The sequence below is a fragment of the Woronichinia naegeliana WA131 genome (genome assembly GCA_025370055.1).
Lineage (GTDB): Bacteria > Cyanobacteriota > Cyanobacteriia > Cyanobacteriales > Microcystaceae > Woronichinia > Woronichinia naegeliana.
In genome coordinates, this window is sequence record CP073041.1 from 3717922 (window position 1) to 3739330 (window position 21409).

Annotated in this window: 15 protein-coding genes, 1 pseudogene and 1 CRISPR repeat array; of the genes and pseudogenes, 13 read left to right on the forward strand and 3 right to left on the reverse strand. The window is 41.7% G+C overall.

Translation table 11 applies throughout. The features are described from left to right. Positions 1 to 132 precede the first annotated feature (132 nt). The 3 genes from KA717_18780 (at position 133) to KA717_18790 (ending at position 4019) form a co-directional block, all read left to right on the forward strand. Positions 133 to 1602, forward strand: coding sequence for a TldD/PmbA family protein (locus KA717_18780; GenBank protein UXE64339.1), 1470 nt, complete (start codon positions 133 to 135; stop codon positions 1600 to 1602). 14 nt (positions 1603 to 1616) lie between these two features. Beyond that, positions 1617 to 2594, forward strand: a complete 978-nt coding sequence (locus tag KA717_18785) for a DUF4351 domain-containing protein (protein ID UXE64340.1) — start codon at positions 1617 to 1619, stop codon at positions 2592 to 2594. Between the two features lie 84 nt (positions 2595 to 2678). Continuing rightward, positions 2679 to 4019, forward strand: a complete 1341-nt coding sequence (locus KA717_18790) for a TldD/PmbA family protein (protein ID UXE64341.1) — start codon at positions 2679 to 2681, stop codon at positions 4017 to 4019. Positions 4020 to 4035: 16 nt separating this feature from the next. On the opposite strand, the gene KA717_18795 is transcribed toward KA717_18790, so the two are convergent. Continuing rightward, positions 4036 to 7041 carry a DEAD/DEAH box helicase gene (locus KA717_18795; protein UXE64342.1) on the reverse strand — a complete coding sequence of 1002 codons (3006 nt, stop codon included), beginning with the start codon at positions 7039 to 7041 and terminating at the stop codon, positions 4036 to 4038. A gap of 116 nt (positions 7042 to 7157) precedes the next feature. Between KA717_18795 and KA717_18800 the strand changes: the two genes are divergently transcribed. Further along, the gene (locus KA717_18800; GenBank protein UXE64343.1) at positions 7158 to 8450 is read left to right on the forward strand and encodes a bifunctional folylpolyglutamate synthase/dihydrofolate synthase; all 1293 of its coding nucleotides are present in this window, start codon (positions 7158 to 7160) and stop codon (positions 8448 to 8450) included. A 225-nt stretch (positions 8451 to 8675) separates the two neighbouring features. Here KA717_18800 and iscB read toward each other — a convergent pair whose 3' ends face one another. Then, positions 8676 to 9953, reverse strand: coding sequence for an RNA-guided endonuclease IscB (iscB, locus tag KA717_18805; GenBank protein ID UXE64344.1), 1278 nt, complete (start codon positions 9951 to 9953; stop codon positions 8676 to 8678). 961 nt (positions 9954 to 10914) lie between these two features. Beyond that, positions 10915 to 11244: direct repeats of the CRISPR family, unit length 37 nt; unit sequence TCCCTACCGATTGGGTTAAATCGGATTAGTTGGAAAC. Positions 11245 to 12350: 1106 nt separating this feature from the next. On the opposite strand from iscB, the gene KA717_18810 reads away from it, so the two are divergent. From KA717_18810 to KA717_18850, 9 genes and pseudogenes are all read left to right on the forward strand, one after another. Next, positions 12351 to 12602 (forward strand): AbrB/MazE/SpoVT family DNA-binding domain-containing protein, encoded by a 252-nt coding sequence (locus KA717_18810; protein ID UXE64345.1) that lies wholly within the window; start codon positions 12351 to 12353, stop codon positions 12600 to 12602. 14 nt (positions 12603 to 12616) lie between these two features. Further along, the gene (locus KA717_18815) at positions 12617 to 12967 is read left to right on the forward strand and encodes a type II toxin-antitoxin system PemK/MazF family toxin (protein ID UXE64346.1); all 351 of its coding nucleotides are present in this window, start codon (positions 12617 to 12619) and stop codon (positions 12965 to 12967) included. 186 nt (positions 12968 to 13153) lie between these two features. After that, positions 13154 to 14812 carry a hypothetical protein gene (locus KA717_18820; protein ID UXE64347.1) on the forward strand — a complete coding sequence of 553 codons (1659 nt, stop codon included), beginning with the start codon at positions 13154 to 13156 and terminating at the stop codon, positions 14810 to 14812. Further along, positions 14805 to 15854 carry a type III-B CRISPR module-associated protein Cmr3 gene (locus tag KA717_18825; GenBank protein ID UXE64348.1) on the forward strand — a complete coding sequence of 350 codons (1050 nt, stop codon included), beginning with the start codon at positions 14805 to 14807 and terminating at the stop codon, positions 15852 to 15854. Before KA717_18820 ends, KA717_18825 begins: the two co-directional genes overlap by 8 nt. Before the next feature lie 17 nt (positions 15855 to 15871). Next, positions 15872 to 16729 carry an RAMP superfamily CRISPR-associated protein gene (locus KA717_18830; GenBank protein UXE64349.1) on the forward strand — a complete coding sequence of 286 codons (858 nt, stop codon included), beginning with the start codon at positions 15872 to 15874 and terminating at the stop codon, positions 16727 to 16729. 2 nt (positions 16730 to 16731) lie between these two features. Next, complete coding sequence (locus tag KA717_18835) at positions 16732 to 17157, forward strand: hypothetical protein (protein UXE64350.1); 426 nt, start codon at positions 16732 to 16734, stop codon at positions 17155 to 17157. A 42-nt stretch (positions 17158 to 17199) separates the two neighbouring features. Next, the gene (locus tag KA717_18840; protein ID UXE64351.1) at positions 17200 to 17880 is read left to right on the forward strand and encodes a hypothetical protein; all 681 of its coding nucleotides are present in this window, start codon (positions 17200 to 17202) and stop codon (positions 17878 to 17880) included. Positions 17881 to 18002: 122 nt separating this feature from the next. Next, positions 18003 to 19340, forward strand: a pseudogene (locus tag KA717_18845) (IS5 family transposase). 207 nt (positions 19341 to 19547) lie between these two features. Then, entirely contained in the window at positions 19548 to 20597 is a 1050-nt protein-coding gene (locus KA717_18850) for a hypothetical protein (GenBank protein ID UXE64352.1), read from the forward strand. 103 nt (positions 20598 to 20700) lie between these two features. Here KA717_18850 and KA717_18855 read toward each other — a convergent pair whose 3' ends face one another. Next, on the reverse strand, positions 20701 to 21303 hold the full coding sequence (locus tag KA717_18855; protein ID UXE64353.1) for a Uma2 family endonuclease: 603 nt from the start codon (positions 21301 to 21303) through the stop codon (positions 20701 to 20703). Positions 21304 to 21409 lie beyond the last annotated feature (106 nt).

Here is a 21409-nt window from a genome sequence, read left to right on the forward strand (position 1 = left end):
TCTTCAAATTTGAATGATGGTCAGGAATAGCAGTACCCTAACCCTAATACGTTAATGGATCGCATGGAGGCCAGAGAAGAAATGGCTGTGTTAGATTGAAACCTAACCCTGTTGTTCCCCTTTCCTTTTCCTATGTCTTCGACTTTGCTCCTCTCCCAGGAAATCCCCAGCCTTGACTATCGACTAAAGCGCGATCGCTTAGATGAAACTTGGCAACCGGCTCTCGCGACACTTTTAGGCTTAGGAAGAGCCGCAGGAGCCGACTTTGTGGAATTTTTTCTCGAAAAGGTAAATTATGTTAACTGTTTGGCTGAAGAGGATGTGATTACTAGTCTGACACCTCGTTTGTCGAGTGGTTGTGGTGTCAGGGTTTATCGGGGTCAAGCAGATTGTTATGTTAGTACCAACGACTTGTCCTTTCAAGGATTAAAGACGGCTCTGGAAAAAGGATTGTCCATTTTAGGCTTAAATTTACCCTCCCCTCAGTCCCACATTCCAGACATTAATCTAGAACTGCTACGGGACTATGCGGCGGTCAAGGCTAAAGACGATTGGTTAGGTCACTGTAGTTCAATGCAGGAAATGAGTGAAATTCTGCTGCAAGCCAATCAAGTCTTAAATCAAAAAGCGACTCATGTTCAGTCCCGACGGGCTGTTTATTTTCGAGATTGGCAAGAGGTGTTAGTTGCCGCTAGTGATGGTACGTTTGCCAGGGATATTCGCCTCACCCAATCCGTTGGTTACTCCCTACTCTGTGCCGATGGGGCCAATCGTTCCTCCATTGGCAAGCGATCGGGTAATACAAGTGACCCTAGCTATCTTCGTCATTGGGATTATCAAACAGCGGCGGCAGAAGTGGCTGAATCGGCGGGAAAAATGCTCTATGCCGACTATGTGGAATCGGGAAGTTATCCCATCATTATGGCCAATGAGTTTGGGGGAGTCATTTTCCATGAAGCCTGTGGTCATTTGCTGGAAACAACTCAAATCGAACATAAAACTACGCCCTTTATGGATAAGAAAGGCGAAAAAATTGCCCATGAAAATCTGACGGCTTGGGATGAAGGGTTGACCGATAAAGCGTTTGGAACCATTGATATGGATGATGAAGGGATGCCAGCCCAACGCACTTTATTGATTGAAAATGGCATTTTAAAAAATTTCATCAGCGATCGCACGGGTTTTGTGCGTACGGGCCATCCTCGGACGGGTAGTGGTCGCCGTCAAAGTTATGCCTATGCTGCGGCTTCTCGAATGCGAAATACCTACATTGCCCCTGGGAATTATAGTATTGAGGATCTTTTTAATTCAGTGGATAAAGGGATTTACTGTAAACAAATGGGAGGTGGTAGTGTGGGGCCAACGGGAGAATTTAATTTTTCTGTCTCTGAAGCCTATCTAATTGAAAATGGACAAGTGACTAAACCGTTAAAAGGAGCCACGCTCATTGGTACCGCTACCGATATTATGCAGAAAATTTCCATGTCTTCCCGGGATTTGGGATTAGCGGCGGGTTTTTGCGGTTCGGTAAGCGGTAGTATTTACGTCACCGTTGGCCAACCCCATATTAAAGTTGATGCGATCACGGTAGGGGGACGATAGTTACAGCCACTCCTATGACCCAGTTTCCCCATGATCAATTCGTTAAGGAATATTTGCCACAATTGCTCGGCCAATATGGTGAGGTTAAGGCTGCGGAAACGGTGAGTAGTGAACGACGAGAAATTGATGTCTTTTTTCAGCCCCACTATCCAGTACCAACCACACCAGAAACCCTAGGACTACTGGGGAGGCTGGCCCAGCAAAGCTGTTTGTTTGAAGCTTTTCGTAATCCTGTGGTTGAGATGCAAATTAAAGGTTGCCTCAATAAATTACTGGATGTTCAACTGGCCCAAGAACGCGATCGCCATCGAGAAAATCTCAAGGTTTCTGTCGGGAGCTTGCCCTGTTTATGGATTCTGTCACCAACCGTATCTGTGAAAATTTTGGCCGCTTTTAAAGCAGAGCCGAAGCAATCTTTTGGCAGTCAGGGTATCTATTTTTTGCCCGATGCTCTCCAGACAGGAATTATTGTTATCCATCAATTGCCTGTCACCTTAGAAACCCTGTGGTTAAGACTTTTGGGTCGTGGTTCTGTTCAAGAAAACGCGATCGCTGAGTTAAAGAGTTTACCATTAGAACATCCACTAAGAACAAACTCCTTGGAGCTAGTTTATGGATTATTATCGATGCTACAATTTAAGCAACAAAAACGCGAAAAACTTGATAAAGCAGATCAGGAGTTAATTATGAAATTAGCAACTTTTTATAAAGAACAAGTCGCCCAAGAGGTTGCTCAAGGAAGAAAGCAGGGACTTGAACAGGGACTTGAACAGGGACTTGAACAGGGACTTGAACAGGGACTTGAACAGGGGAAAAATCAAGAAGTCGCTTTGATCTGTAGGTTACTGACTCGAAAAATTGGAGAGATTTCCCCCGAATTGCAAACAAAAATCAGCAATTTATCTTTTCAATCTTTAGAAGACTTAGGTGAAGCATTACTGGATTTTCAAGATATGAACGATCTAGTTGCTTGGCTTGCTCACTTAACTTGAAAATTTGTTGTTATTTTTGCACTCTTGCTGCTTGTTGATTTCTGCTAACTATTCATAACGCCTTAAATCTCTTCTTAGACCATTATGTTAAATATTCAAGACCTGGCCCATTACGCTCAAAATAGTGCCCAAAATTTGGGAATTAAGCAATACGATATCTATGGTTCTTCGGTAGAGGAAGCGGGAGTAGAAGTTTCCTTTGGTGAACCGAAGCAAGTCCAAGCCTCTAATCGTTCTAGCGTGATCGTGCGAGTTTGGAATGAGAAAGCCATGATTGGGGTAACAAGTACCACTGATTTAGATGCCAACGGTATTCAATTGGCCCTACAAACGGCTCTAGAAGCCAGTTATTTTGGCATTACCGAAAATGTACCAGAGTTTAGTCCTGAAGCCACCCATCCTGTTGCCGATTTTGGGAATCAAACGGCGGAAGCAGCTCCCATTAATGTGCTCATGGAAAAGTTGATCGCGGCTGAAAAACAACTATTAGCAGCCCATCCTGCCATTACGGGGGTTCCCTATAACGGTCTTTCTGAAGAAACCACTGAGCGTTTTTATCTCAATAGTGAGGGAGCTAAACGCTATGAAGCTCGTTCCTATGCCTCAATTTATCTTTATAGCCGCACGGAACAGGAAGGGAAAAAGCCCCGTAGTGCTGGGGAAATGAAAATTAGTCGCAGTTTAGCAAGTCTTGATATTGCGGGTTGTTTACAAACTGTCACCGATAAGACCCTCAGTTATTTGGACTATCGGGCGATCGCCACAGGTAAATATCAAGTTGTTTTTTCCGCGACTGCTTTTTTAAGTTTATTAGGGGCTTTCGCTAATTTTTATAATGCCCAAAACATTTTAGATAAACAAAGTTTGTCTAGTCCAGAAACCCTAGGAACTCAAGTTGCTTCTCCCTTACTTTCTGTCTGCGATGATGCCTTACATCCCGATAATATTGCCGCAGAAACCTTTGATGGTGAAGGAACTCCCACCCGTCGAGTAGAAATTATTCAAGAAGGCGTTTTAACTGGCTTATTACACAGTGCCGGCACGGCAAAACGGTTTGGAACTCAACCAACTGGCCATGCGAATATTGGGGCAAAAGTGACGGTGAGTCCCCATTTTTACCATGTTTTTCCTGGGCAAGCCTCAGAGGATAGTTATAAACTAGAAGAGGCGGAAAATGTCATTTTAATTGATAAATTACAGGCCCTTCATGCTGGTGTGAATGCGCTGCAAGGTTCTTTTTCTTTGCCGTTTGATGGTTGGTTAGTCAGTAAAGATCAACGAATTAGCATTGATGCTGCCACTGTGGCCGGCGACTTTCTAGAATTACTCAACTCGATTATTTTTGTAGAAAGCGAACCAGAAGTAACGCCTAGGGGGGTGTGTCCCCGTATTTGGGTCAAGGAATTATCGGTGACAGGTGAGTAATGACCTCCAAACTGCCCTAAATCGGAAAGCGTTTCATCATGGCCACCGCTTGTTTGGCATTGCCTTTAAGGGTTTCAGAAATGTGGGGAACCTGGGGAACTTGCCAGAGCAGATCAATGGTGCGGCGCAATAAACGAACCAGATCCCCTTCGTCTAGACTGGTTTGACGACACAATTCATCCCAGGTAAGCCCTAAGGCCCATTGCTCTACTAAACCAAGTAGTTCTACCTCTAACCAGAGAGGAATGGTAATGGCGTAGCGTTTTTGGGATTGAATTAATTTGCGCCGTACTTCCCAAAGATTAGTCCGTCCCAGGTAATAGGCTAAAATCCCTAACTCCCAAAGGGTAAGATTGACGATCGCCGGAAAACGCAGGAGAAAATAGAGCAGATGCAGATCTTGGGAGGGACGCAGAGCGGCAAGTACGTCAGGTGGGGGAGCATAACGAGACCAGGTATCCGGTCGCAGGGTCTCCGTAATTAAACCACTCATCGCCGCCGCCAACTGGTGAGGAGCTAGATTGGTAAATTTTCCTGACATTAAGACTAGTCCTAGCCAAAGTTCATTTTCACCGCGCAAGGTAGCCGCCGCTTCTCCCAGGAGAGTGGGGAAAAATTCGTCTAAGGCCTCTAATTCCTGCAAAATAGCGATCAAATCTAGGAATTCTTGCCAGTAGTAGGATTGACGAGATTGTAAACGCACTAGATCATGTTGACGTTTTTCTAACTCTTCGCGCAGGGAAAGACGTTGATGGTACTGCTCGATCGCCCGACTGGGTTGTTTATGTTGTTGCAGAGGATGGGTCTCTAAAATTTGTCGCACATGATTAACCCGTTCTTGCTGCTCTAAAATTTCCGTCGGTACGGTTAGGGGTAGGGCAATTGGGGCAATCTGTTGGGACGCGATCGCGGTTTCGGGTGTTCCTTTTTGGGGTTTACCTAGTAATAGGGAGTCCAAGGGAGGCAAGGGAAGACTGGTAAGGGGAAAGCCCACTAATTTAGCCCCATTAATCGCAAACACATCACTGGCAGCCGTGCGATACCAACGATTGTCGGCCCCTAAACACAGCAATTCTGGAACCTTACTAAAGCCTGGTAGGGTAGCAATAAAAATGGCTAAAACGGGGGGAGAAACTTTAATAAATTTTCCCTTGAGATGGAGAATTTCTCCCTGTTCAATTTGGGATAGATAGGGGACAATATCTTGTCTTTTGGCTTTCTCTGCCTGTTGTTCTAGGGTTTTGAGTAACCGTTCTTCTTCCCGTAAGCGGGCCCGGAATTTTTCATAACTGCGAATATCGGTTTCTTTAACGCCTGCTAATTTAAAATCCAGTTGGGCAATTTGACTGAGTAGTTGGGAGATCGCTTCCTGAGTCGGTTCCAAGGCCAGTTGCATTAGATATTCGGCAAAACTTCTTTCGAGCAGATCCTTCGCTTGCTCCAAACTATGCTTTTGCAACAAATTCAAGACCATGCCATAGGAAGGAGTAAACCAACTTCGTAGCGGTTCCGCCTCAGCCATGGCCAGAAAAGAGGCCTCCTTGGGCCCTTCAAAGGGGGTTTGTACCGTCACAACCTGACCGGCTTCATCCATCCCCCGACGACCGGCACGACCTGCCATCTGCAAAAATTCCGAGGGAGAGAGCATAGCATGGCCTTCGTCTGTCCGTTTAGAGAGAGCCGAAATTACGGTAGTACGGGCGGGCATATTGATCCCAGCCGAAAGAGTGGCCGTCGCAAAGACCACTTTAATTAAACCCTGTTCAAATAATTGTTCTACCAACTCCTTCCAACTGGGCAAGACTCCGGCATGATGTACCGCAATGCCCCGAATCAAGGGTTCAATTTGTTCAAAACGGGTCATGGGAGAAGATTGAGCCAACCATTGCCAGAGCCGCAACGTCTGTTCTGGTTGAGTGGTGAGATTTTCCAGCAGTGCTTCTGCTTCAGTTTGAGGACTTTCTAAAAAGGTTAAAATTTGAGCGGTCAATTCAGGAAAGCTATGACCAAAATCGGTTTTAAAACTTTCTCGTAAATTGCGATTATGTCCTAGGAAAAAGCTCAGTAGGGTCAATTGAATAATGTGGGATTCTGCCGTGGAAACTAAGGTTAAATGACGCAATTCTTGAACGGCCTGTTCACAGCCCCGACGACTAAAAATCACATAAATAGCGGGTAAAAAATCTCGTTCTCGTAACTGCTCTACAACGGTCAGAACAGAAGGACAATCTTCACGCCGTAGTCGGTTTTTTTTAGGATTGTGAGATATTTTTTTGGGCAGTAATTGAGGATTAACCCCCGTCTTCTGAGCATTTAAGAGAGGAAATAAACCATTTTTAGCACTGAAATGAAAATGCAGAGGAACAGGACGAAAATCGGAGTTAATTAATTCGCAGTGATTCTGACTTTCATCCACCTCTTGCCGACGAATTTGTTTGAGAGATTTGCCTTTCCTGACCTGGTTAATCCAGTCCGTTAACTGTTCGGGGTTGCCGATGGTGGCTGATAGGGCCACAAGTTGAATCGAGGCTGGACAATAAATAATGGATTCTTCCCAAACTGTCCCCCGATCGCGATCGCTGATGTAATGACACTCATCAAAAACCACCGTTTCCACTTCTTCTAGGGAGGTTCCCACTTCACCAATGGGGGTTTCATAGAGCATATTGCGGAAAATTTCTGTGGTCATGACCACAATCGGCGCATTAGCATTAATAACCAGATCCCCTGTAATCAGTCCCACCGTTGTCTCCCAATCCCTTAAACTCTGCTGACGGAGTTTTTCTTGGAAGTCTCGCACTTTCTGATTGGATAGGGCTTTGAGGGGCGTAGTATAAAAGATGCGTTTACCCCTCGCCAGGGCCCGATACATGGCATATTCCCCAATTACCGTTTTCCCAGACCCGGTCGGCGCACAAACCACCACCGATTTATCCGCCTCTAGAGCGGCGATCGCGGCCAATTGGAAATCATCCAGCTTGAAAGGAAAAAGATTGTTTAGGTCTAGAAGGGGGAGTGACACTCAGTTTACCGTTAAAGAGAAGTAAGGCTTGATGATTGTTATCCTAAGCAAAACTGTCTTGGATATTTCCATGCTAAGGCATAATCGATCTTGAAGAACTAATCAGTAGAAGCAATATGGATGATTTCCAAAAACTGGATACCTTGCTGGATGCCTATCAACATTTTGGTGTGCGTTTAGGACTAGACCGGGTAGAAAATTTACTGACCTATTTAGGGAATCCCCAACAGCAAATTCCCTTCATTCATGTTGCTGGCACCAATGGCAAAGGTTCCGTTTGTGCCTACCTTTCCTCTGTATTAACAACGGCTGGCTATAGGGTTGGACGCTATACTTCTCCCCATTTAGTCCATTGGACAGAACGTATCTGTATTAATGAACAACCCATTAACCCCAAACAGTTAGTCAGTTTGCTCAACAAAATCCAAATCTATACTGACGAAGTTGCCGGACAAAAAGGAGATATTCCTACCCAATTTGAGGCCCTGACCGCCGCCGCTTGGTGTTATTTTGTGATGGAAAAAGTTGATATCGCCGTCATAGAAGTGGGTTTAGGAGGACGATTGGATGCAACTAATGTTAGTGATTCTCCGCTTGTTAGTATTATTACTTCCATTAGTTATGATCACATGAGTGTATTAGGCTCTACGTTAGCCGAGATTGGCCAAGAAAAAGCCGGTATCTTAAAGTTTCAACGTCCAGCTATTTTAGGGGATATTCCCCCAGAAGCGATCGCCGTTTTTCAAAATCGAATCACCGAATTAAATTGTCCAGCCCTTTGGGTAGAACCAGCCCAGAAGATTGAACAGGATGGTGCGATTTGGGCCAAGTATCAAGGGATTAGTTATCCTTTGCCCTTGTTAGGGGATTTTCAGTTACTCAATTCGGCTGTGGCGATCGCCGCTATACAATCTTTACAGGAACAAGGTTGGCAAATTAGCCGAGAAGCTATACAGGAGGGCATGGGTCTGGCAAGCTGGCCAGGGCGACTACAGTGGCAAAAATGGCGAAATCAACCCCTGCTAATTGACGGAGCCCACAATCCGGCGGGAGCGAAGGCACTGAGACAATATGCTGATCAGCTAGAGAAACCCATCCTTTGGATTATGGGAATGCTCAACAATAAAAATCATGCTGAGATCTTGCAAATTTTACTGCAACCAGAGGATTCTCTCTATCTTGTTCCTGTACCGGATCATATTACGGCGGCTCCCGATCATTTGGCTGGTCTTGCTCAACAAATTTGCCCTAATTTAACTGAAATTAGAACCTTTCCAGAGCTATCCATTGCCTTAGATCAAGCGATTCTTTCTGAGTCTCCAACCCATTGTCCTATTCTCTGCGGTTCTCTCTATTTAATTGGCTCATTTTTAGCGGTCACGAAGTGTGCCTTCGGCATCGCCGCTTAGAGATCTGCATTTTGTTAAGAGTCTATTGAGTGACCTAAACTGGCCATCAAAATTGACTCCAGAGCAGCAGTTAGAAATTTTAGATACTCATTCCATCTTTGAACGCTTTCACCGTGAGATTGGTCACGGTTCTCATAAGAAAAAGATGGGAGTTTGGAAACTCAGCGTCTTCAGACCTGAGAGGAAAAACGACTCAGGGGAATTTATTCCCCCGTAAAATATGGGTTAAAAACTATAGGAGTAACCATCTTTACGATGAATTGCCCGACAGTATTTATGCCCAATTCCTTGTATTAGCTGTGAGGATGTTGAAATATTGAAACTACCACTAGAACGAACAGCAACTCGTCCAACGTAAGTTCCGATTTTCTTTCCAGAAGTTACGATTGCCTTAACAATGTCACCTGTCTGAAATCCTTTAATAAACTTAAGGCGAGGGACATAACGAGATGGGAAGCCAAATTTATCGGTGCGACACATTTGACGGCATCCATGTCCTGTTGCCTTAATCAATAAAGGCTGCTTGGTGACAATCCGTAAAGAATCAATCGTTCCTACACAAGCGGCATCAATCCAATGAGCTTTAGTTAATTTTAATCGAGTGCGATTAAACTTAGTTTGTCCACCAGATCCCGTAGAAACAGGTAATCCAGTGATCTTTAAGGCATTAAATAAAGCCCAACGGGTCGAATTAACGGCGGCGGCATCCTTTAAAGGAGACTTTGCCTGACTCAATACTCGTTTCAAGACATCAGGTTTTCCTGAAAGAAAGTCTTTAATATCCTGAGTTCCCTTGCCAATATTACAGGGTTCACAGGCTAAACAAAGATTGGAAATGCGATTAGTTCCGCCCTTCGCCTTGGGTTGAATATGCTCAACTTGGAGAGGGATGTTCTTTGCTCCACAATAGGCGCATTGACGGTTCCATTTTTCCAAGAGATATTCCCGCACTTCGTAACCCTGTAACTCTCCTTGTTGGTATTCAATACCAGAGATTTCAGGGTTTTCCATTTTCTGTAAATCGAATCGAACCAACTCCTGAACAATGCTAGTGACAGGACAGTAACGAATCAATTTCTTGACCAAGGTTAGCGTGGTATCTACTCGATGTTGGAGACTGGGAGTTAACCATCCCTTTTCCTTTTTCCGATTAAGGAATCGAGCAGGACGATAGCGAGTTTTACGATTTCGGCGATTACGACGAATAGCGCGACGGGAATCTAAGTCGGACTTGATTTGTTGTCCTCGGTGAGATAATTCGGCTCCCCAAATGACATCTTCTCCATTGAGAATAGCAATCCCTGTTGCTTGAGAGCCTGGGTCGATTTTAAGAGTCAACGAATTGACTTCTACATCTTCTTGCTTCTCCTTGAGAATAATGGTGAAGGGATACCGACGAAATACAGCAGCTTTTTTCTGATTCAGTAACAATCGTGCTTGAGCAGGATGCACTGGATTACAAGGCTGTTTATCGGTATCAATAACAAAAACATAATTAGACATAGATAACTCCAATTTCTTGGGTAATGTTAGCCTCGGTAATGTTTTAAGAGCTTGTTAGGCTGAAAGCACTTCCTTAACCCCGTAAAGATGTTTAACTTTCAACAACACAGCGACAAACTGGCTACGCATTCGTCGGTGTTATGACTCAAAAAACGTAGTCCTCGAAGGACTTAACCTGGTCAGCTAACTGAAGTTAGAGGCACGAAGCCCCCGTACTTCAGTCGGGGGTGCTGACTTCCTCTCTAGTGTTAAGAGATTAGATTGAAAATATTCTATATCTCCCAATTCGCTTGTTATATTTCGCTAATCGGCAAACTCTGTTGGTAAAATCGTTAAAGTTATCCCTATCTCCGACTACCAAGCCTAAACTAATAATTTTTGTGAACTATACCTCAGACGGTGATAATTTACGTTTTTTAGTTTAGCCCCCCTAGCCCCCAACTTTGGGGGGAACCGTTCTCTATTTATGGGTTTCAAAGTCCCCCAGTATTGGGGGATTTAGGGGGGACAAAAATATTAATCTATGACCGTGCCAAGTATTTCTAAATGCACAAAGTATCAGGCAGTCATGGGACGAGATGCGGGTTTTGTTGCAAAAGGTAAACAAACGGGTCAAATTTCAGGAAGACGGTGTAGGATTTTATTGGATTTCTCAAGAAGCCGTTTCTAGGGTACTGGTGATGGGCAGTCTTCCCTCCGAACCGCCTCCAAATGCCTATATTTTCTAGGGTTAGAGCCTGTTTACTGGGACTGTTCTTCTCTCTCGTTTTGACGCACCTCGCCTGATCGCTGAAAGCCTTGATCTCTCGTTGAGATGGGTCGAATGCTGAAGGTGTAAGGGTTCTGGAACTCACTTTTTTCTGTTTTGACAGATTTTAGGAGGTAAGATGACAGTACAAATGTCACATGCGTCGAATTGGCTATCTCTAAGCTGCTCTGGACAGGGCTTCTAGGAGGCTACTCCCTACCGATTGGGTTAAATCGGATTAGTTGGAAACGCAATTCGTCAAAAGTTACAGGGGCGATCGAGATCCCTACCGATTGGGTTAAATCGGATTAGTTGGAAACACCGCTTTTGCTTCCGCTACCTGCGTAGGATCCAAACCCTACCGATTGGGTTAAATCGGATTAGTTGGAAACAAACACCAGTATAAGCACTATTAAAGCAGCTATGCTTTTTCCCTACCGATTGGGTTAAATCGGATTAGTTGGAAACAAGCCTAAGGAGGCTAGAATTACCGCCAACAAAGGAATTCCCTACCGATTGGGTTAAATCGGATTAGTTGGAAACGCAAGGGGACGGGGTGACTTGGTGACAGGGCGAATGGCGATTAATTATTTTTTCTGATTGCTTAAAACCCTTTTTTAAATCTCCTAGTCTCCCCCTCTCCCAGTCTCCAAAATCCCTACCGATTGGGTTAAATCGGATTAGTTGGAAACGCAAGGGGACGGGGTGACTTGGTGACGGGGCGAATGGCGATTAATTATTTTTTGCGATCGCTTAAAACCCTTTTTTAAAATCTCCTAGTCTCCCCCTCTCCCAGTCTCCTCTTCTCCAAAAAGCCCTACCGATTGGGTTAAATCGGATTAGTTGGAAACGCAAGGGGACGGGGTGACTTGGGGACGGGGCGAATGGCGATTAATTATTATTTCTGATTGCTTAAAACCCTTTTTTAAAATCTCCTAGTCTCCCCCTCTCCCAGTCTCCAAAAAGCCCTACCGATTGGGTTAAATCGGATTAGTTGGAAACAAAGTTGATCTGGGTTGATCCAGTTGTGGTCCACGTCCCTACCGATTGGGTTAAATCGGATTAGTTGGAAACGCAAGGGGACGGGGTGACTTGGTGACGGGGCGAATGGCGATTAATTATTTTTTGCGATCGCTTAAAACCCTTTTTTAAAATCTCCTAGTCTCCCCCTCTCCCAGTCTCCAAAATCCCTACCGATTGGGTTAAATCGGATTAGTTGGAAACGCAAGGGGACGGGGCGAATGGCGATTAATTATTTTTTGCGATCGCTTAAAACCCTTTTTTAAATCTCCTAGTCTCCTATTCTTCCCCCTCTCCTCTTCTCCAAAAAGCCCTACCGATCGCCTTTAATCGTATTATTTGTAAACCCTGTAGGGGCTTGGTCTCCAAGCCTTACGCTCTATGGATTTGGGAACCAAACCCCTACGGAAAATTAATGATTACCGCGATCTCGTTTATCGGATTAAATTAAAATAAATTGTAGGGACATAATACCTTTATGTCCTTTTTTATTAATAGAAAATAAGCGCAAAAATAAAGGATTTAAAAGTGTTAAACCCCTACAGTAAATTAAAAATCACAAAAAAAAGACGTTGACATCCTCATTCAAAAGTGCCATTATATAAAGTATAATTTCGCCAGCGATCGCTATGGATATTCAACTCAAAAAATGGGGCAATAGCTTGGGCTTACGCATCCCCCATCAACTTACTAAAAATTTTGGCTGGGATGAAAACTCTACCCTTGAAATAGAAAAAATACAAGATGCTCTAATCATCCGTAAAAAACCAAACTCTGTGACCCTAGAACAACTTCTGGCTAGTATTCCTCCCGATTTTACCTATCCTGATGACATACAAGACTTCACCCATAGTGCGGCGATCGGACAGGAAATTTTGTAACTCTAGAAAAATAGATGTACCCCAAACGCGGAGAAATTATCCGCATTAACCTCAACCCAACTCAAGGACGAGAACAAACAGGAGAAGCCCGCCCCTGCCTTGTGCTTAGTCATACCCGATTTAATCAAACAAGAGGAGGAATTGTCATTGTTTCTCCGATCACCCACACCCTAAAACCCGATATAAAAACCCTAATTCCCATTCCTGAAGGCTTTAAAATCAGGGGTTCCGTCATTGCCGAACAAATTCGTACCCTCGACTTAAATCAACGGTGGTGGATAAGTACAGGAGAAAATTTGCCCCAATCTTTTGTTGATCAAGTTGTCGCTACTCTTCAGATCATCATTGGTCAAAACTTTAGTTAATTCTACCGATAAATAATCGGATTAGTGGGAAACGTAGGGGCGAATTGTGTTCAGTGAGTTGATCAAACTGCGATCGCCCTTATTTGCCAAAAGACCAGACCCCATAATAAGTTTTGTAAACCAAACCATTATCCAAAATCGGTACTGTATTATGGAAACAGAAAGTTTAAAGAGCTGATTAAGCCGATGAGTCAACATACTTATACCGCTATTACTTTTGCTCCTGTTCAAGGCTTTATTGAAAAATCACGCAAATTACGGGATTTGTATGGTAGCTCTTATCTACTTTCCTTTTTAGCAGAAGTTCTCTGTCGTGCTGCGGATGCTGACCCGAATTGCGATTTAATTTCACCCGCTTTAGTTAATAATGCGAAAGGAACACCTAATCAAATTTTGATTGAAGGTGAGTTTCTCCAAGCAAAGAAAATCTTTTTTGAGACTTGGCAAATTATTGTTAAAACGTGTCAAACAAGCATTGAAAAATATTATCTTACCGATGAAAACTATCAGTGGGAACGAGAGTGGAATGCTTGGGGAAATTATGCTTGGGAATTTTTTATCGCAACCGATCAAGAAATCAACACAGTCCGCCACAAACTATCTGAAATAAAACGCGAACGAAACTGGATCGGCATTAATTGGCAAGGAGAAAGTTCTAGTTTAACAGGTCACGATGGTATTGCTTGGCCAGGAATGGATGGCATGAAACCTGATCACAATTATGATGATCAAATTAGACAGTTTTGGCAAAAATTAAATCAATATTTACCAGAATCAATTCTGGATGTTGGGCAAGATAGTGAAGCGAAAAAAGGAGAACAATTAAGCATTCCTGAACTGATTAAACGTTTAGTATTATTAAATGATGAGGTGAATTGGCCAGACGATGAAAAACGAACCATTCCCAAAAGAATCACCAAAAAAGTTAATCAATTGCTTTTTCCAACAAAGAGCCAAAATGATTATGATAGAATCCCCTGGCAACTTTCTGTTAGACCGTCCAAAAGCTTTGAAAAGTTAAATCGTTGGCAAGACAATGAATGGACAGGTTGGTTTATGGGCGATGGGGATAAAATGGGAGAATATCTTCAATCATTGGGTAATGATAATAAAAAATTGAAGGATTTTAGTCATTCCTTGATTAATTGGGGCAAAGAATTAGAAAATAGATTAGATAACTTGAAAATTCCCAAAGTAGATAATCGAATTGTCTATGCGGGTGGGGATGACTTCTTTGGCATTTTATCGGAGAATGATGAGTCGAAAGCTGAGAAAAATCAATCTTTTAAACCTTCAGATTGTTTAGTTTTACTTTATCAATTTCATGATCAATTATGGCAAAAAGGTCTTTCCGATAAACTTCAAGAAAAATATCATCGTCCTTTGATGGCTAGTGTCGGTTTTGTCTGGGCTGCTCCTAATGTTCCCCAACGGGACGTATTACAACATTGTCGAGAAACGGAAAAATCAGCTAAGAATAATGGCCGCGATCGCCTGGCAATCCGTATCTTGTTTAATAGTGGTAATCATTTAGACTGGCATTGTCCCTGGTGGTTTTTACAAGATTTGTTAGAAAGTTACTGCGATCGAGAAGGTAATAAAAATTGGACACATTTTTATAATGATGTAGCGGTTTTAGAATCTCGTCATGCGTTTTCTAAGCAATCATCAGAGGTTGCTCAGGCTTTATTTGAAATTTACTTTGGGGACGAAATTACCCAAATCTTAGAAAATAATGTTCGAGGTACGGATTCACGGACTAAAATTGTATCTGACGTTAAACCTGAAACCTTAAATGAATGGATTATTAATTTAGCAAAAGTGGGGTTTCATCTCTATGACTAAAGCTTTCACTCACTTATTACAAATTACACCCCTGGGTTTGCTCTATGGTAGTGCGGGCGGGTTTCTATCTCCAGAGAATTTAGTCGGGCGATCGGGCAATAAGTTTCCGCCGAGCAGTGCGACAGTTTCGGGTTTATATGCTCAAGTTCAGAGTAATCCAGAAAGAGCAGAGAAAAAAACTTGGCTATTACCTGATTTATGTTTAGCTGGCCCCTTTTGGGCAAAAAGTGAGGAGATTAAACCGGACTCTCAGAACTTTTTTGTGCCAACACCTTTTAATTTTCTAGCTCAAAAACCTTTTGCTCAAGTTAACAAAACCGATCAAGATTTAGGGCAAGTCAAACATCATTTAAAATGGAATGATGCTGATAAAATTTGGCAAGATACTAAAGAGCAATCTATTCAAGGTAAATTTGATCAAGATAGTTGGATAGCCATTCAAGATTGGCAAAATCCTCAGCAAGTTTATGAGTCTCCCTGGAAATATTTGCCCCATTTACATCCTCGCCTTCAGGAGGAACAACGTCACACAAAAGAGGGAGATTTATTTTTAGAAAATGCGGTACAAGTTGATCCTGATATTTCCCTGATTTATCTAACCAATGAAGTGTTACCTGATGGTTGGTATCGTTTCGGCGGTGAAGGGCATTTAGTGGATATCAAATGTTGTCAATTAACTGATCAAAAAATTATTGATCTTTTGCATAAGAAAATAGGAAATACTTTTGCTTTAATTACTCCTGCGATCTGGGGTTCAAATCGCTTTTCCTATCGTTTTCCTCAACTTCCTGAAAGTAATCCTAGTGTGATTGATCCTGACTGGAACTATGACGCACTGATTACAGAGCGACCCCAACCTTTTCGCTATCGTTTAGGCGGAAAATTATCAAGAGGACGTTATGGCATACCCGCAGGTTCAGTCTATGTGCTTCAAAAAGCCTTAGATAAACCCTGGCATGATTGGCCAGAAAATTGGTTTCCCACAGAAGCCTATTCTTTTAAACGTTGGGGTTGTGGTCTGGCTTTACCTTTAGCAATGTAACTTTTTAGGAGTGTTTTATGTATCAAAAAGCCTACGGTATTATCGAAACGCTTGCGCCGCTTCATGTGGGGGCTAGTGCGGGGGAAGAAACGGGTAATTTAAACCTGATTTTTCGGGATCAATTTACGCAAACGGGCATTATTCCAGGTAGTTCGATTCGCGGTCGTTTTAGGGCTGATATGCGTATGAAACGTCTTGCTTTTGTAACTGCTAATCCTGATCAATCAGTGGAGAGAAAAATTGATGATCATTATTGGTATGGACATGAAGCAATTCAAGGAGAAGAGGATGGCGGGACAACCGAAGCCATTATTAAATTTGAGTATGCGTCTTTAGTCTGGCTACCTGTTTTTTGCCCAGGTCAGCCCGTTGTTTGGGTTAGTTGTCCTCGTTTACTAAAGCGATATAAATTATTAACTAATATTGAGAGTCCCATTCCCAAACCTTATACTGCTTCTACTAATTTAACGGGAAGACAAATTCCTGGAGGCAGTAAAATTCTGTTTTTCAACTTAGGATTTATGGAGATTGAGCATTCACAGGATATGACTACTTGGATTCCAAAAGGAACATCTTTAAATGAGTCTAACCTAGTTGTTGTTGGTGACAATGATATTGGTCAATTACATGAAATGGCTTTATATCGTCAAAGTCGTGTAAAACTTCTTGATGATGTTAAAAAAGTAGATACAAAGAAAGGGGCCTTTTTTAATGTAGAAGCCTTACCTGAAGGAAGTATTTTGATCTTTCCTATTGCTCTTAAAGAAAAAGGCTGGAAACCATTTAATGAAGCATCGGAAAAAGATTTATATTTCGGTGGACTTGAATCTATTGGTTTTGGTCATACCCGCGTTATTTTAGCAGGAGATTATTAATTATGGCTTGGCAAACTTATGGACTCGATCAATACGCTCAGAAATTAGTGTTAAAAGCAAAGAAAAAAGATGCTGATTCCTTAAATCAATCCTATAAAATGCGAATGGCAGTAGCCTATGGTCTAGAGCGTTTTTGGGGAGAACATCTACGTTTACAAAATCGAGAACCTAATAAAGCTAAATACTGGAAAAAGACCTGGGATAGCTTAGTAGAAATTATGGCTAAGACAGGAGTGAAAATTCCTAATGATGATGTTCGTGTTGACAGGACAGAAGAGATAGAAGCAATGAGTGCAAAACTTTGGTCTATTCCTCTAGAAGATCAAAGGGTCGCTGTTGCCGTTCTGACTCAATTATGTGATTGTCTGGTCTGGTGGACACAGCGTTATAAGGGAAAAACTGATATTCATTTTGAAGAAGATGAATAACTGAGGTTTGTTTTTGATTGGTAAAAATGGAGAAATTTAAATATGGTTAATATTCCAAATCCTCATAAAAAAGTGCCGATGATGTTTCAGGCACAAATCGGAGGGCGTTGTCAACTTAATTACATTGATAAGAATGCTGATCAATCTGATATTGAGTGTTGGACTTTGGAATGGCTTGAAAGAGCAGATTCAGTTCTCCCTAATTTTGCTCCAGGTGTTGAAACGAAAGCTTATCAAATAAACTGGCGGTTTGTTACCAATGGAGGACAAGATGATGGCATAATTCGCCCTGTTTTAGGGGCCAAAGGAATTCCTTTTTATCCAGGTAGCAGTATGAAGGGGGCTTTTGCCCAGGCTTGTACTTCGGAAGAACGTCGCCGTTACTGTGGTTATGAAATTAATTCTAAAGATATGGCTCCAGGAATTTTAAGATTTCATGGTGGTTATCCGACAAATAATCAATGGCAAGAAAAATTAATAGATATTGTTCATCCTCAACAGCCATGGCAGGTTAAAAGTCAGACAAAGGAAGGGGGAGCCTTTCCCTTAATTTCGCTTTATAAACCTGAGTTATGTTTTGGTATTTCCAGCACTATTCCTTTAGAGGAAACTGAATGGAATGAAATTTGGAATATTTGGGAAAAAGCATTATCATTAGGTATTGGTTGCCGAGTGAGCGCGGGTTATGGACAACCTAAAAAGTTTTCTGGAAAAGTTATTTAGGGCTTGCTGAAAAAAGCTGAAACCTTTACGGAGAAAAATAGTAGGCGAATTAAGAACCGCTAGAATGCACGAAAATAGGGTAGAATGCCTCAAAACCATTGCATTAAGAAGAGAGAAAGCAGATGTACCGAAAGCAACAGTACTCAATTGAAACACCAGAAAACTTGAAAAATCTGTTCGGCGGGCAGTTAGACGAAGAAAATCGTTGGATAGAAATGTCAAAAATGATTCCCTGGGAAGAATATGAGGAAGAATATGCAAAAAACTTCACAGAAAAAAAAGGAGCCCCAGCCAAATCATTTAGAATGGCATTAGGAGCATTAATTATCAAAGAAATTTCAGGAAAAAGTGACAGAGAAACAGTAGAACAAATAAAAGAGAACCCTTATTTACAGTACTTTATAGGAATGGAAAGCTATAGTAGCAAAGAAGCATTTAATGCGTCAATGATGGTTCATTTTCGTAAAAAAATAGGAATGGAATTAATAAATAAAATTAATAAAGAAATAGAAAAAAAAGCGACGGGTGTAGCGTCAGAAAAAAAAGAAAATGAAGGAAAGTTATTGTTAGATGCGACTTGTACACCAGCAGATATAAAATATCCAACGGATATAGGAATATTGAATGATGCCAGAGAAAAAACAGAAAAAATAATAGATAAGCTGTATGAAGAAATAAAAGAGAAAAGGAAAGAAAAGCCGAGGACTTATAGGGAAGTGGCAAGAAAAGAGTACTTAGCCATAGCAAAAAAACGTCGTGTGTCAAAAAAAGAAAGAAGAAAAGGAACAAAAAAACAACTAGGATATATAAAAAGAAACTTGTCTGATATAGAAAAAATGATAGAAGAGGGAGCAAAGTTAGAAAAACTAACGAAAAAAGAGCAAGAAGAGCTTGTAACGATAGGAAAAGTGTATGAGCAACAGTTAGAAATGTATGAAAAAAAGACAAATAAAGTAGAAAACAGAATTGTGAGTGTAAGCCAACCTCACGTGCGTCCAATAGTGCGTGGAAAAGCGGGAAAAGCAGTAGAGTTTGGAGCTAAAATATCGGCAAGTAATGTGAATGGCTTTGTCTTCTTAGACAAATTAAGTTGGGATAATTACAACGAATCGGGAGATTTACAAGCGCGAATAGAAGAATATAAAAGGGAAACAGGATGTTATCCGGAATCGGTTCATGTGGATAAAATCTATCGAACAAAAGCGAATCGAGCTTATTGTAAAGAAAGGGATATAAGAATGAGTGGTCCCCGATTGGGAAGACCGCCGAAAGAGGTGAGCAAAGAAAAAAAGAAAGAGGCACGCTCAGATGAAAGAGTGCGTAATGCCATTGAGGGTAAATTCGGACAGGGAAAGAGGAAATTTAGTCTTGGTCGAGTGATGGCCAAACTACCTGAGACCTCGGAAACGGTAATTGCGATGAACTTTTTGGTAATGAATCTTTCTACTCTACTTCAGAAGACAAAAAGTAAAAAGTTGTAGAGTCGTTTTTCTTGTGAAAAATGGTGTTAATTTTCCTCTCTTTTGTGAGGAGTGATTTGTGTTGACCTTTTTAGACAGAAAGGAACAATAGATTAAACAAAATCTGTATTTTGATTTGTTTCCATAAGGATAAGTTATCTATGCTTTTTCAGTCCATACTTCCCTAACCCACATTTCTTTCGTTTTTTGACTTTTTCAGCAAGCCCTATTTATCAAACTGTTTTAGAAGGTCGGGGAATCGCGTCTAAATTACTGGATAACACAACAGAATTTCGACCGAATCTCTTTAAAGCGTCTATACGAGGTCATGCACTACGGATTTTTGGCGGTTTAACGGATAGTAAAACGGCGGACAAGGCGGTTGAGGGTCTCCTTGGAGGCATTCAAGGCGATGGAGGGACAGTCGGCTTATTGTCTATGCGTTTTGTGGAAAAATCCCTCGCGATTGACACCTTTGGCACAGGCAAATGGCAAGTTTCAACTTATCAAGTGAAAGGCACATTAAGTTGGCTAGTTACTCAATCCTTAGAACCTAAACAATTCAAATTATTACAGGACTTAATCGTTTCATTAGTACGATTTAATATGGTATTAGGCGGTTTTGGTCGTTCCTGGCGAAGAGCAGATCACCGTCTATTTTATAAAGAGTATTACCACCAAGGATCAAAACAAAAACCGTTAATTGGGTGTCATTGGCAATGGCAAGGCGATCGCGCTTTAGCAGAAGATGTAAGTGTTCGTAAATTAGAGCAATTAGGCCCCTTTATTAACAGAGTCAGAGAATATGCTCAAAAATGGTTAGAAATTAACAATTTACCTGTTAACCAAACCAACTATGCTCAAAATTGGCGTGAAGCTTGGCATCCTGATTCTGTTCAAGTTTGGGGACGATTAACGAAGGATGGAGTGGATGACTCCTTAGCTATTCGTTGGTTACACCAATCTTATCGTCCGGCTAATCCACAATTTGGCATTGCTGATGGGAGTATTTATAGGACTCAGATAACAGGAGAAATGGGTCGAGTCGGTCTTCTTTGGCATCGTATGTATCCTGTTGTTCGTTTATTGAAAAATAAAGAGGATGCTAGTAAAAAAATTGGTAAAACGACTTCTGAATATCTAGAATTTTTAACTATTTTTCCTGATGGTTCCAGAGAATCCAGCCAATTTTTAGAGTATCTGAAAACCTCTAACGAGTTTAAACTTTTATGGCCTATTTCTACAGATGATGGATAATCAGCGATCGCCGTCTTTGGAAACGAGAAGGACTTGATCAACTAAAACCCTTTATTAAAGCATTCAAAGATCGAGGTTTAGTTTTTACTTGGGGGAAAAATCTTTAGGCTTGAAAAATTTGAGCGGGAGCAATCTGTAATTCAGCAAAAGTTAGGGAAATGATCTTTTCTTCATCTCTAAATTGCTGTAATGTATATTGATTCTCTTCATTTAGGGTATAAACGGAAATTGTCGGAAACTTGGGATCACCAATTAAGGCACGACTAGCGATCGCTAGGTAATCCACAATCCAATATTCTTTGATTCCTAACTTTTCGTATTCATAGAGTTTGTCAACATAGTCATTTTCCCAGTTAGTTGAAACGACTTCTACTGCTAATTGAATCGGTTCTGTTAAGGCGGCATAGTCCGTTGGTGCGGAACGCCAGAGAGTACGGTCAATGACGCTAACATCAGGAACCCGCCCTTGTTCGTTACCTTTTTTGTTAAAAGTTCGGATAGTTGCTTGAGTTGTAACAATAAAATTGGACTGCGATCGCCGAATTTCATCATTTAACAGAAACAGAATAAATTCAGCAATGATCTTATGTTGACGAGTATTGCTCATTTCTACAATTTCTCCATTAACAAATTCAAAACGTCCTTCATCGGGGCATTGAGCAAGAAAGTTGGCAAAGGTGAGCTTGGGTTTGGTTAAAGTGGTCATTGGTCTCCCTCACAGCATGGGTGTTAGTCTTAAGTTTAGCAACTTAAACGGCGATCGCATCCCTAGCGATGGAGAAATTTTCCCTAGAAATAATTCGAGAAATAAC

Excerpts from the sequence above, each read along its gene's own strand:
- iscB (UXE64344.1), bottom strand. The coding sequence starts at position 9,953 with ATGTCTAATTATGTTTTTGTTATTGATACCGATAAACAGCCTTGTAAT.
- KA717_18810 (UXE64345.1), top strand. The coding sequence starts at position 12,351 with ATGGATATTCAACTCAAAAAATGGGGCAATAGCTTGGGCTTACGCATC.
- KA717_18840 (UXE64351.1), top strand. The coding sequence starts at position 17,200 with ATGGTTAATATTCCAAATCCTCATAAAAAAGTGCCGATGATGTTTCAG.
- KA717_18800 (UXE64343.1), top strand. The coding sequence starts at position 7,158 with ATGGATGATTTCCAAAAACTGGATACCTTGCTGGATGCCTATCAACAT.
- KA717_18790 (UXE64341.1), top strand. The coding sequence starts at position 2,679 with ATGTTAAATATTCAAGACCTGGCCCATTACGCTCAAAATAGTGCCCAA.
- KA717_18855 (UXE64353.1), bottom strand. The coding sequence starts at position 21,303 with ATGACCACTTTAACCAAACCCAAGCTCACCTTTGCCAACTTTCTTGCT.
- KA717_18835 (UXE64350.1), top strand. The coding sequence starts at position 16,732 with ATGGCTTGGCAAACTTATGGACTCGATCAATACGCTCAGAAATTAGTG.
- KA717_18820 (UXE64347.1), top strand. The coding sequence starts at position 13,154 with ATGAGTCAACATACTTATACCGCTATTACTTTTGCTCCTGTTCAAGGC.
- KA717_18830 (UXE64349.1), top strand. The coding sequence starts at position 15,872 with ATGTATCAAAAAGCCTACGGTATTATCGAAACGCTTGCGCCGCTTCAT.
- KA717_18825 (UXE64348.1), top strand. The coding sequence starts at position 14,805 with ATGACTAAAGCTTTCACTCACTTATTACAAATTACACCCCTGGGTTTG.
- KA717_18815 (UXE64346.1), top strand. The coding sequence starts at position 12,617 with ATGTACCCCAAACGCGGAGAAATTATCCGCATTAACCTCAACCCAACT.
- KA717_18785 (UXE64340.1), top strand. The coding sequence starts at position 1,617 with ATGACCCAGTTTCCCCATGATCAATTCGTTAAGGAATATTTGCCACAA.
- KA717_18780 (UXE64339.1), top strand. The coding sequence starts at position 133 with ATGTCTTCGACTTTGCTCCTCTCCCAGGAAATCCCCAGCCTTGACTAT.